General features: G+C 69.5%; 6 protein-coding genes. 3 read left to right on the forward strand and 3 right to left on the reverse strand.

What is annotated here, in order from left to right; genetic code table 11:
• On the reverse strand, positions 1-462 hold a 462-nt coding region (locus tag ACWGIC_RS24225; RefSeq protein ID WP_452078228.1), incomplete at its 3' end, for a DUF5994 family protein.
• The gene (locus ACWGIC_RS24230) at positions 459-1,505 is read right to left on the reverse strand and encodes a fatty acid desaturase family protein (RefSeq protein ID WP_452078229.1); all 1,047 of its coding nucleotides are present in this window, start codon (positions 1,503-1,505) and stop codon (positions 459-461) included. The genes ACWGIC_RS24230 and ACWGIC_RS24225, both read right to left, overlap by 4 nt.
• A 728-nt stretch (positions 1,506-2,233) precedes the next feature.
• On the opposite strand from ACWGIC_RS24230, the gene ACWGIC_RS24235 reads away from it, so the two are divergent.
• The 3 genes from ACWGIC_RS24235 to ACWGIC_RS24245 all read left to right on the forward strand — a co-directional run bounded on the left by ACWGIC_RS24235 (position 2,234) and on the right by ACWGIC_RS24245 (position 3,586).
• Entirely contained in the window at positions 2,234-2,428 is a 195-nt protein-coding gene (locus ACWGIC_RS24235) for a hypothetical protein (RefSeq protein ID WP_452078230.1), read from the forward strand.
• Between the two features lie 99 nt (positions 2,429-2,527).
• The gene (locus tag ACWGIC_RS24240) at positions 2,528-3,001 is read left to right on the forward strand and encodes a DUF5994 family protein (RefSeq protein WP_452078231.1); all 474 of its coding nucleotides are present in this window, start codon (positions 2,528-2,530) and stop codon (positions 2,999-3,001) included.
• Positions 3,002-3,064: 63 nt separating this feature from the next.
• Complete coding sequence (locus tag ACWGIC_RS24245; protein ID WP_452078232.1) at positions 3,065-3,586, forward strand: DUF5994 family protein; 522 nt, start codon at positions 3,065-3,067, stop codon at positions 3,584-3,586.
• Positions 3,587-4,113: 527 nt separating this feature from the next.
• Here the strand turns inward: ACWGIC_RS24245 and ACWGIC_RS24250 are convergent.
• A complete protein-coding gene (locus ACWGIC_RS24250; RefSeq protein WP_452078233.1) occupies positions 4,114-11,445 on the reverse strand; it encodes a DUF7927 domain-containing protein in 7,332 nt (2,443 codons plus the stop codon).
• Positions 11,446-11,940: the final 495 nt, after the last annotated feature.

The raw sequence follows: 11,940 nt of genomic DNA on the forward strand, positions 1-11,940 counted from the left end.
GGGGGGGGGGGCCGGGGGAGATCCCCACGGCGTGCTGGGCACCCCGGCCGCACTCTGCTCCCCCCGGGGCCCCCCCCCCGCACCACCGCCGGCCGCGGCCGACCGCAGCGCCGCACGGGCCGCCCCGCCGGGGGCTTCCCGGGGCACCACCAGGAGGCTCACCCGGCGAGAGTCGGTCCCGAACACCATGACCGTGTCCGGATCTGTCGCCCGGAACCCTTCCAGCCGCACAATCCGGTCGCCGAGGCGCACTTTGCGCGCGGTCGTGCCCCAGGTGTCCAGGTGATACGACACGCGGGCCACCGGGCCCACCCACGCTTCGAGCGCGGCGGCCAGTGCGGGCAGTTCCGCGGCCAGATCCGCCGAACGCGGCCACCAGCCGCCGTCGACGTGCCCGCGTTCGGAGCCGGCGCGCTTCATCGTCAGCCGTGCCCCGGTTTCCCGGCTCCGGGCCGCCGTCATCGGGAACCGCCCCCGGCCGGTGCTGTCCGGAGCGGGGAACCGACCTGGTGCAAGTGCCGGAGGACGTCCGCGTAGGTGCGCAGCAGCCCGCCCTGGCTGTAGCTGATCCCGCGGGCGAGGCAGAAGTCCCGCACCAGCGGCTGCGCCCGGCCCAGGGTCGCCATCGGGATGTTCGGGAAGAGGTGGTGCTCGATCTGGTAGTTCAGCCCGCCCAGCGCGTACGTCATCCACCGGCCGCCGCTGACGTTGTGCGACGTCAGCACCTGGCGGCGGAGGAAGTCCAGCCGGTGCCCGGGTTCCAGATGCGGCATAGCCTTGTGGTTCGGCGCGAACGAGCATCCCATGTAGACACCCCAGGCCGCGTGGTGCACCACGATGAACACGACCGCGATCCCCGGCGGCAGCAGCAGGAACACCGCCGCGAGATAGGCGGCCAGATGAACGGTCAGCAGCACCCCGTCGAGCCTGCGCGCCTTGATCCCGCCGTGCCACACCGCCTTGATCCCCGACCAGTGCAGGTCGAGACCTTCCAGCAGCAGCAAGGGAAAGAACAGGAACGCCTGGTATTTCGCCATCCAGCGCAGGAAACCCGCCTTCGCGCGGCCCTGCTGGTCGCTGAACGCCAACGCGGGAATGTCGATGTCCGGATCGGAGTCCTCGAGATTAGGATTCGCGTGATGGCGGTTGTGCTTGCCCACCCACCAGCCGTAGCTCAGCCCGACCAGCCCGGCCAGGCCCGTGCCGACCGCGTCGTTCGCCCGGCGCCCCCGGAAGATCTGCTTGTGCCCGGCATCGTGGCCGAGGAACGAGAGCTGGGTGTAAGCCACCGCCAGCAGCAGTGCGGTGCCCAGCTGCCACCAGCTGTCCGGGGCGAGCGCGAGCAGCACCCACGCCCCGCCGAACGCCAGCAACGCCGCGCCGCCGCGGATCAGGTAGTGCACCGGACGGCGGCGGAACAGCCCCGCCGCCCTCACCAGAGCCGACAGTTCGGCGTAATCGCTTCCGTGCGGAGGGCCCGGCCCTCGCGGGGCCGCCGGTTTCATTTCGTCCATTGTGGAACTCCAAGTCAGGTGCGGGCGGCGCGAGGCCGCCGCTCAATGCTGTGAAAAAGGCTGACCCGCCGGGACGGCGTCCCGGCTCGCCGCGGCAGCGGAAAAGCGGCCGCTCGGGGGTCGGACCTCGCGGAGCGCGGAAGGCCCTCAAGCGCACAAACCTGGCGAAGGGGCTCGTCTTCCCGGATATCCGCGATGTGCCCGGAACCTCCTGGGTCGTCAGCAGCCGTGATGCGGCTCGATCGGCGAGACCGAGGTCTGGGGTCCTTGCCTTAATCTTACACCGAGCAGGCGCGTGACGCGGGTTCAGCGCTGCCGTTGAACCGTGGGCTGCCGTTCCGTCCGGCCGCGGACGGAGAAATCCGGTTCACCCGAACGCGGCTTCCCGCCCTGGTGAGAGCGTGGCACGGCACTCGTGCGGCGGGGCACCCCCACCGGCCTGGCCCCGCGGCGGGGGCCCTCGCCGGACGAGGGGTGTACCGTCAGTGGTGTCCGAGAACATCTCGTGCCAGCAGCCCGGCCTCCTCGCGGCAGGGACGAAAGTGCGGCATGTAGTCGGGCCCACGGCACATCACCGTCACCCCAAGCGGCCGATAGGCCGCCGAGCCGCCCTCGCCGCAACCGCCTCGCGGCGCCGGCCGGTGGCGCCCACCAGGGAATGGCGGTGGTGCGACGTGGTTCAGCCGCCTCCTGATTCCCAGTGTCCGGCGGATCTTGCTTTGCCCGGAAAGGAAAACCCGATCAGCACTTTGGTCAGCACACCGATTTTCAGCCATCCTGTCGCCGAGACGCCCCGGCCCGGCGCGCTGGTGCGGCCGCAGGACGACCGCTACGGCGGCCTGTTCCGCCAGCCCGTCGCCCCGGCCAGCGACCGGAAAGACCCGCAGCCGCACGAAAGCCGGGCGCGCCGCTGACCCCCTAGCCCTCTTTTTTCGGCGCGCAGCCTGTTTCCGCCGCGCAGCGCCGACGGCATCCGCCGCCGGGCCACTCGCACCGCCGGACGGAGCGTCCCGATGAAACCAGCCCCCCAGCACCGCGCCGCCGGCCCGGTGATCGAGTCCCTCGTGACCGGAAACCGGTTGCGGCTCAAAGAACCTGACGCGGCGAAAGGCTGTTTCGACGGTGCCTGGTGGCCTCGTTCGCGTGAACCGGTCACGGAGTTCAGCGCCCTCGTCGCCGCACTCGCCGACCGCTCCGGACGAGTGGACCGGATCGGCTTCAACCCGGCGGCATGGGACCTCGCGCCCGCTCGCCTGGCGCACGGCCCGAATCTGGTGCGGCTGGCCGGATTCTTCGGCCTCCAGCAGCACACCGTCGTGGTGATCGGACCGCGCCTCCACCACCTGACGCTCTTGGCGATCCCGCCGAAGACCTCGCCGGAAGCCGCCGAACGCGCGTTGAGCGCCGCCTCCGCCACGGGCAGCACGGGCACCGCACCGGAGATCCTCCGCGACAGCGGCGTGCTCCTCTCCCGTCAGCCCGCTTAGCCCGCGGGCCCGAGCCGCTCGTCAGTATCGCCGCCGGCCACCGTGACCGGGATCGGAGCTTCCATGCCGACGCCGCCGGACCGCGCCTGCGCCCCGGCTGTGCCGCGCCTGCGGCTCAAACCGCCGATGCCGGCCGCCGGGTTCGTGGACGGCGGCTGGTGGCCCGCTTCGGCAGATCTGGCGGCCGAAGTCCCGGCCCTCGTCGCGGCGCTCGCCGACCGGATCGGCCCGGTGTGGCGCGTGGCGTTCGCGGTGCCCGCCTGGCTGCCCGCGGAGCCGACGCTCATCTCGCGGGGCCGGCTCGTGCGGCTGGAAGGGTTCCGCTCCCAGGACCCGCACGTCGTGCACGTGACCGGCGGTTCGATGCGCCGGCTGACACTGCTCGTCGTCCCTGCGCGGACACCGCTCGCGACCGCCGCGATCGCGCTGTCGGCAGCGGCGGACCGGAACAGCACCGCGCGTCCGGAAGCCATCCTGACCGAATCCGGCGCTGCTCCCCGACCGGCCGGAAGCGACGTTTCCCGCTGGGAGTCCGAAGGCGGCGCCATCCTCGCCGCCGCGGAGCACACCCGCGGCTCGGCCTAGCCGTCGACGTGAGCACCGATCCGGCGACCAGGCGGGCTCCCCGGCCGACGCGTCCCCCGGCACCCGTCCAGGTCCGCGAACGCGCCCTCGACTCCCGGTTGGCTCGCCACGCCCGGCGCGGCCCAGAACGTCCGTCGGCGCACTGGCCAGCGCCGCCGACGAGCGCGCGGCCGAACTCGCCCGCCGCCACACCCGCGGACCTCCGCAGACGCACCGCTCCGACCCGCAAGCGAACTCCCTCGCCGACCGCATCCGGCCGTCACCGCAACGCCCATCGACGTACGCGGAGGCACCGTCCCGGCCACCGGATCCGAGATCCCGCCGAGGGATTCCGCGACCGAAGACGGTTCTCGCCCGGCCGAGGTGTCATCGCGGCCGAGCGTGTCTCGGCCAGGACCGCTTTCCGGCCGCCGCCGCGCCAGCGCCGGACGGCGATCTCCGGCCACGCGCCGGATTCGAGCCCCGCGGCCGGGACCGGGCCCGCCGCAGCGGGAACCCGGTCCAGCCGATCCCGGTCCGGTCGGCCGCTACCGCTCGGACCTCCGCCGCCGACGCGAGATCAGCAGCAGCGCACCGCCGCCCGCGAGCAGGGCGATCGCCGCGATTCCCACCGGGATCAGCACTACGCCGGTGGACGCCAGCGGCGATTCCGGCGGCGGCGGTTGAACCGGCGGAGTCGGCGGCACGGTCGGCGGCGTGGGAGGTGTAGGCGGCGTCTTCGTGAGCGGCGTGGTCGTCTTGCACCGCGGGTCGGAGGAACCGTCCGGGCAGTTGGTGCCGGGCGTCGTCGAGGTAATGACGTTGCGCAGGCTCTGCCCGTCGCCGATCGGGGTCTTGACCTTCACGCTGTAGGTGACCGTCGCGGTCGCCCCGACCGGCAGGTCACCGGTCCAGGTCAGCCGAGGCGCCGCGTAAGTCGCCGAGCCTGTCGAGGCCGCGGCGTCATTGTTGTACGCGGCGTTGGCGAGGACGCCGGTCAGGTCGTCGGTGAAGGTCGCGCCCTTCAACTCGGTCTGGCCAGTGTTCGTCGCGGTGACGGTGTAGGTGACCTGATCGCCCGCCTTGGCCTCGGCGACGCTCGCCTTCTTCGCCAGGATCAGGCCCGCGACCGGCGTCGTGGTCCCGCACCGCGGATCCTTCGACCCCGGCGGGCAGTTCGTGCCCGGGGTGTCCGAGCTGACGACGTTCGCCAGCGTGTGGTCGCCCTTGACGGGGTTGTTCACGGTGACGCTGTACTTGACCGTCGCGGTAGCACCGATCGGCAGGTCGCCGGTCCACGTCAACCGCGGGGCCTCGTAAGTCACCACACCGAGCGAAGCTGCCGCATCACCGTCGTAAGTGGCGTCGTCCAGGACCTTCGACAGGTCGTCGGTGAACGTCGCTCCCGTTTGGACAGTCTGACCGGTGTTCTTCACCGTCACCGTATACGTGACCTTGTCACCCGGCTTGACGTCCTTCTTGTCCGCCACCTTGGAGATATCCAAACCAGCGATCGGGGTCGTCGTGCCGCAGCGCGGGTCCGTCGATCCCGGAGGACAGTTCCCGCCGGGAGTTTCCGAGGTGACCACGTTCGCGAGCTTGAAGTCGCCCTTGACGGGGTTGTTCACGGTGACGCTGTAGGTGACCGTCGCGGTCGCGCCGACCGGCAGGTCGCCGGTCCACGTCAACCGCGGGGCCTCGTAAGTCACCGCACCGAGCGAGGCTGCCGCGTCACCGTCGTAAGTAGCGTCGTCGAGCACCTTCGACAGGTCGTCGGTAAAGGTCGCGCCCTTCAGCTCGGTCTGGCCGGTGTTGGTCACGGTCACGGTGTAGGTGACCTTGTCGCCCGGCTTCGCGTCCTTCTTGTCCGCCACCTTGCCGATCGTGATACCGGCCACCGGCGTCGTGGTGCCACAACGCGGATCCGCGGACCCCGGCGGACAGTTCCCGCCCGGAGTCTCCGACGTCACCACATTCGTCAGCCGGTGATCGCCCTTGACCGGATTGTTCACCGTCACGCTGTACGTAACCGTGGCCGTCGCACCGATCGGCAGGTCTCCGGTCCACGTCAACCGAGGAGCTGCGTAAGTCACCGAGCCGAGCGAAGCTGCCGCATCGTTGTCATACGCAGCATCGTCGAGAACCTTCGACAGATCATCAGTGAACGTCGCTCCCGTTTGGACAGTCTGACCGGTGTTCTTCACCGTCACCGTATACGTGACCTTGTCACCCGGCTTGACATCCTTCTTGTCCGCCACCTTGGAGATATCCAAACCAGCGACCGGAGTCGTCGTGCCACAACGCGGGTCCGTCGAACCCGGAGGACAGTTTCCGCCGGGAGTCTCCGACGTCACCACATTTATCAGCCGGTGATCGCCCTTGACCGGATTGTTCACCGTCACGCTGTACGTAACCGTCGCCGTAGCACCGATCGGCAAATCGCCAGTCCACGTCAACCGAGGAGCCGCATAGCTCACCGAGCCGAGCGAAGCCGAAGCATCGTTGCCGTAGGTCGCATCGTCCAGCACCTTCGACAAATCGTCAGTGAACGTCGCTCCCGTTTGGACAGTCTGACCGGTGTTCTTCACCGTCACCGTATACGTGACCTTGTCACCCGGCTTGACGTCCTTCTTGTCCGCCACCTTCGAGATATCCAAGCCAGCAACTGGAGTCGTCGTGCCACAACGCGGATCCTTCGACTCCGGCGGGCAGTTCGCGCCCGGGGTGTCGGAGGTGACCACGTTCGTCAGCTTGAAATCGCCCTTGACCGGGTTCGCCACCGTGACGCTGTAGGTCACCGTCGCCGAACCGCCCACCGGGAGATCGCCCGTCCACGTCAACCGGGGCGGGGCATAAGTCACCACTCCGGCGGAGGCCGCGGCGTCGCCGTTGTAGGCGGCGTCGTCCAAGACCTTCGCCAGGTCGTCGGTGAAAGTCGCGCCGGACAACGGAGTTTGGCCTGTGTTGGCGACCGTCACCGTGTAGGTGACCTTGTCCCCTGGCTTCGTCTCCTTCTTGTCCGCGACCTTGCTGATCGCGATCCCGGACACCGGCGTCGTAGTGCCGCAACGCGGATCCGCGGACCCCGGCGGGCAGTTCCCGCCGGGAGTCTCCGACGTCACGACGTTCGCCAGCCGGTGGTCGCCTCCGGCCGGGTTGTTCACGGTGACGCTGTACGTCACCGTCGCCGAAGCGCCGATCGCCAGGTCTCCGGTCCAGGTCAGCCGAGGCGCGGCATACGACACGGAACCGGCCGACGAAGCGGCGTCGCCGTTGTATGCGGCGTCGTCCAGCACCTTCGACAGGTCATCGGTGAAAGTCGCGCCGGACAACGGAGTTTGGCCGGTATTCGTCACGGTCACCGTGTACGTGACCTTGTCCCCGGGGTTCGCCGATTGCTTGTCGACCTTCTTCTCGATCGTCAACCCCGGCAGCGGCGTCAGGGTCGAGCACTTCGGGTCCGTCGAGCCGGGCTCGCAGTTGCCGGGCACCGGAGTGCTGACCGTGTTGCGCAGCTGATGGTCGCCGGAGATCGGGTTGTGCACCGTGACGCTGTAGGTGACCGTCGCGGAAGCGCCGACCGGAAGGTTGCCCGTCCAGGTCAACCGCGGTGCCGCGTAAGCCGTCGAGCCCGCTGAGGCGGACGCGTCGTCGTTGAAGGAGGCGTCGTCCAGCACCTGCGACAGGTCGTCGGTGAAAGTCGCGTCCGGCAGCGGGACCTGGCCGGTGTTGGTCACCTTCACCGTGTAGGTGACCTTGTCGCCCGGGTTCGCGGTCTGCTTGTCCGCGGTCTTCTCGATCGTCAGTTCCTTGCCCGGCGTCGTCGTCGAACACGACGGGTCGGTGGACCCGGGCGGGCAGTTGGTGCCCGGGGTCTCCGACGTGACGACGTTGTTGAGCTTCTTGTCCCCCGGATCCGGGTTCTTCACCGTGACGCTGTACGTCACCGTCGCCGAAGCGCCGATCGCCAGGTCACCCCTCCACGTCAGTTTCGGTGCGGCGTAAGAGACCTGCGCGGCCGGAGCGGCGTCGTTGTTGTAGACGGCGTCGTCCAGCACCTGCGACAGGTCGTCGGTGAAAGTCGCGCCGGGCAACGGAGTCTGGCCGGTGTTGGTGACGGTGATCGTGTAAGTCACCTTGTCGCCGGGCACGACCTGTTCGCGGTCGACGGACTTGGCGATCCGCATCCCCGACACCGGAGTCGTGGTGCCGCATCGCGGATCAGTGGAACCGGCCGCGCAGTTGCCGCCCGGGGTCGTGGAGGTGATCGTGTTGATCAGCTTGTGGTCCCCGGTAACGGGATTCTTCACCGTGACGCTGTAGCTCACCGTCGCCGAACCGCCCACCGGGAGATCGCCGGTCCAGGTCAGTTTCGGCGCAGCGTAAGCCACCGAACCCACCGACGCCGACGCATCACCGTTGTAGACGGCATCGTCCAGCACCTTCGACAAGTCGTCCGTGAAAGTCGCGCCGGACAACGGAGTCTGACCGGTGTTCCGGACGGTCACGGTGTACCGGACCGGATCGCCGGGGTTGGCGCTGGTCTTGTCGACGGTCTTGGCGAACTCGATCCCGGACACGGGCGTCGTGGTCGAACACGCCGGATCCGTCGAACCCGCGACGCAGTTGCTGCCCGGCGTCGTGGAAGTGATCGTGTTGATCAGCTTGTGGTCCCCGGTAACGGGATTCTTCACCGTGACGCTGTAGGTGATGGTCGCCGAAGCACCCACCGGAAGGTCACCGGTCCACGTCAGTTTCGGCGCGGCGTACGCCACCGAACCCACCGACGCCGACGCATCACCGTTGTAAGCAGCGTCGTCCAACACCTTCGACAAATCGTCGGTGAAAGTCGCGCCGGGCAACGGAGTCTGGCCGGTGTTCGCGACGACGACCGTGTACGTCACCTGGTCGCCGGGATTCGCGGACTGCTTGTCGGCCTTCTTCTCGATCCGGATTCCGGACACTGGCGTCGTGGTCGAACACGCCGGATCCGTCGAGCCCGCGACGCAGTTGTTGCCTGGCGTCGTGGAGGTGACGGCATTGACGAGTTTGTGATCGCCGGTGTCGGGATTGTTGACCTTCACCGAGTACGTCACAGTCGCGGTGCCGCCCACGGGCAGGTCACCGGTCCACGTCAGTTTCGGCGCGGCGTACGCCACCGAACCCACCGACGCCGACGCGTCACCGTTGTAAGCGGCGTCGTCCAACACCTTCGACAAATCGTCGGTGAAAGTCGCGCCCGACAACGGAGTCTGGCCGGTGTTCGCGACGGTCACGGTGTACTTCACCGTGTCGCCGGGCTTAGCGCTGGCCGGCGTCGCCGTCTTGCTGATCCGGATCCCGGAGACCGGAGTCGTCGTGCCGCACCGAGGATCGGTGGAACCGGCCGCGCAGTTGCTGCCCGGGGTCGTCGACGTGACGACGTTGATCAGCTTGTGGTCGCCGGGATCGGGGTTCTTCACGGTGACGCTGTAGGTGATCGTCGCCGAAGCGCCGACTGCCAGGTCTCCGGTCCAGGTCAGTTTCGGTGCGGTGTAAGAGGTTTGGGCGGCGGGAGCGGCGTCGTTGTTGTAGACGGCGTCGTCGAGGACCTTCGACAGGTCGTCAGCGAACGTCGCGCCGCGCGCCACGACCTGGCCGGTGTTGCGCACGACCACGGTGTATTTCACCGTGTCGCCGGGGTTCGCCGAGGCCTTGTCGGCGGTCTTGGCGATCTCGATCTTCGGGCCGGGCACGACTGTCTCCGCGCAGGAAGCCGTGGCGTCGTCCGCGCACTGCCGGTCCGGCGGGACGGTCGGCGGCGGGCCTTCGGTCACCTTCGCGCGGTTGACCAGCGTGGTGCCGATGGTCGCGTCGTTGATCCGGACGTGGACGGTCATCGTGGCCCGGCTGCCCACCGGCATCTCCGCGGTGTGCCATTGCAGCGGACCGGCGCCGGTGACGGTGCCGCTCGCGGTGTCCGCGCTGACGAATGTCGTGCCTGCCGGGAGCGTATCGGCGACGGTGACGGGCGGCACCGGGATGTTGCCGGTGTTCTCCAGGGTGACGGTGTAGGTCAGCTGGTCGCCGGGCAGCGCGTTCGCCTTGTCCACGACCTTGGCCAGCGTGTACTCCGGCACCGCGACGACGTTGCGGACGGTGTTGCTGGTCCGCGTCTGTTCGCGGCCGGTCTGCTTGCCCTGGAAAACCACCGACGCGGTGTTGTCGAGGCGGGTCCCGGCGGCGACCGTCGGCGAAACGGTGACGCGGAAGCCGATGTGCGTGCTCTGGCCCGGGGCCAGATCCGGCAGTCTGCAGGTGACGACTTGGCCTGCCGCCGAGCACCTCGGGTCCGAACCGGCCACATAGGACACTCCGGCGGGCAGGGTGTCGGTGACGACCACGCCGGTCGCGGTGTCCAGGTTGGTGACGCTGCCGTCGGGGTTGCGGTTGGCCACGTCCAGCCCGTAGGAGATCTCGCCGCCGCGCGCGACCCAGCCGGGCGGGCGTTCCTGGAGGTTGCCCTCGGGGTCGTTGGACTTGACGATCTGCAGGTTGGGCTCGTTGGCCTCGGTCATCAGCCACACGGTCTGCGGGTACAGCGCGTCGCCGGTGGTCCCGACCTTCAGCTGGGCCCGGTCCGAGCCGGCGGGCAGCTTGCCGGTGACGTCGACCGTGCGCGCGTCGTAGCCGAAGTTGTTGGCCGGGTTCGGCGTGCGGTCGGCGACGTTGCTGCCGGAGCCGCTCGCGGTCACCCGGTCGATGCGGCTGCTGAAGGCGTTGTTCGTGCTGGTGCCGCCGGGCGCGGGCATCGTCAGCCGCTGCAGCGACGAGGCGTCCCGGCCGAATTCCAGGTAGTCGCCGGAGATGTTGGCGTCGCCGTCGCCGAGGACCACGCCGAGGGTGGCCGACGGCGGGTGGTCGGCCGGGCTCCGGATGCCCGCCAGGTCGATGGTCGTGGACGTCGGGCTGCCGCCGCCCCGGACCCAGTCGAAGCCGTCCCAGATCTGCAGGTAGCGCAGCGGATCGGTGTCGAGGGCGTAGGCCACCACCAGCGACCAGCCGCCCCAGCAGCCGAGGTTGCTCGCGCTGTTGGCCGAGTTGCCGCGGCAGGCCTGCAGGTCGGCCACCGTGTAGGAGCCGCCGCCGGCCTGTTTCACCAGGTCGGTGACGTCTTTGACGCCCGCGTGCGCGGTGATCTGCGGGGATCCGCCGCCCAGCGCGTCGAACCAGTCGTAGGTGTCGGCCGTCAGCCGCTGGTAGGAGGCGGTGCCCGGGGCCTTGAACGCGACCTGGTTCGCACGGGAGACGTCGCCGGAATCGGCGTTCGAGGAGATCGGATTGACCTGCCAGTACAGCCGGGCGGACAGCACGGAGGCCCCGGGCGGGATGGTCAGGTTCGCGCTCGAAGCGGTGTTGCCCGGTGCGGCCGGGTCGCTCTTGACCCAGTAGCCGTAGGCGGAGTTGTTCGCGGTCTCCCCGCACGACGTCGGCACCGTGCCGCAGCTGACGACCGAGTTCGACGCCATCGTGATCGCGCCGTGGGCGACCGTCGAAAACGCCGGGTCGGGGCCGATTTTGCGCGGCGTGCCCAGGCCTCGCGGCTCGGCCACCCTCGGCTGCGGTGCGGCGGCCGGGGCCGAGGTCGCCGGTGCCGAGGTCGCCGGTGGCGGGCTGGCCGGCGGTGTGCTGGAGGGCGGCGTGCTGGAGGGTGCCGCCGTCGAGCTGGCCGGTGCGGGAGCGGCCGGGCTGGCCGGTGCCGAGGCCGAGGGCGCCGGGGAGGGAGCCGCCGGGCTGGTGCTGGGCGGCAGGGTCGCGCCCAACGCCGGGGCGGCGCTCGCGAGGCCGACAGCGAAAATCACGGCGAGAGCCGCGGCGACGCGCTTCCCCCGAGAACGCATGAATCCGGAACGACGGGCCATCACAAAAGCTCCCACGGCGAAGGACGGAATTGTCGAGCTGCTTACCCGCGTTCATCGACACTGGACAGGGGAATTCGTACCTCGCTCTCACCCGCGACGGGGAGACGAAGGCCCAGAATCACCACATAGGGGGAACCCGAGCAGGTCAGAACCGGTGTTGATGTTCGAAGCGCACCGGCTGCGCCAGATTCCCCGTCCTATCCGCGACGCCCTGAGGGGGTGTCGCCAATGCCGCCCGGATTCGAGCCGGAACCGCGACGCGAAAATGTGTCATATCCAGCGAACGCGCCGGGGATCCCGGGTGCCTGTTCCCGCGGAAAATCCGGCGGAATCGGCCCGGCGGCATTCGGGGCCGCACTGAGGTTTTCTCAGCGGCTCCGCGTGCGGCGGACGCGCTGTCGCGACTCCCTGCTCCCCCAGACGTGCGGGTATGGGCCCCTGTTGGGTACTGGTTACCACAAGGGGGCCGTGACG

It is taken from the genome of Amycolatopsis sp. NPDC054798 (assembly GCF_053611505.1).

What these genes read in the sequence shown, in the direction of transcription:
- ACWGIC_RS24230 (WP_452078229.1), bottom strand. Translation starts at nt 1,505, where the DNA reads ATGAAACCGGCGGCCCCGCGAGGGCCGGGCCCTCCGCACGGAAGCGAT.
- ACWGIC_RS24240 (WP_452078231.1), top strand. Translation starts at nt 2,528, where the DNA reads ATGAAACCAGCCCCCCAGCACCGCGCCGCCGGCCCGGTGATCGAGTCC.
- ACWGIC_RS24245 (WP_452078232.1), top strand. Translation starts at nt 3,065, where the DNA reads ATGCCGACGCCGCCGGACCGCGCCTGCGCCCCGGCTGTGCCGCGCCTG.
- ACWGIC_RS24250 (WP_452078233.1), bottom strand. Translation starts at nt 11,445, where the DNA reads ATGCGTTCTCGGGGGAAGCGCGTCGCCGCGGCTCTCGCCGTGATTTTC.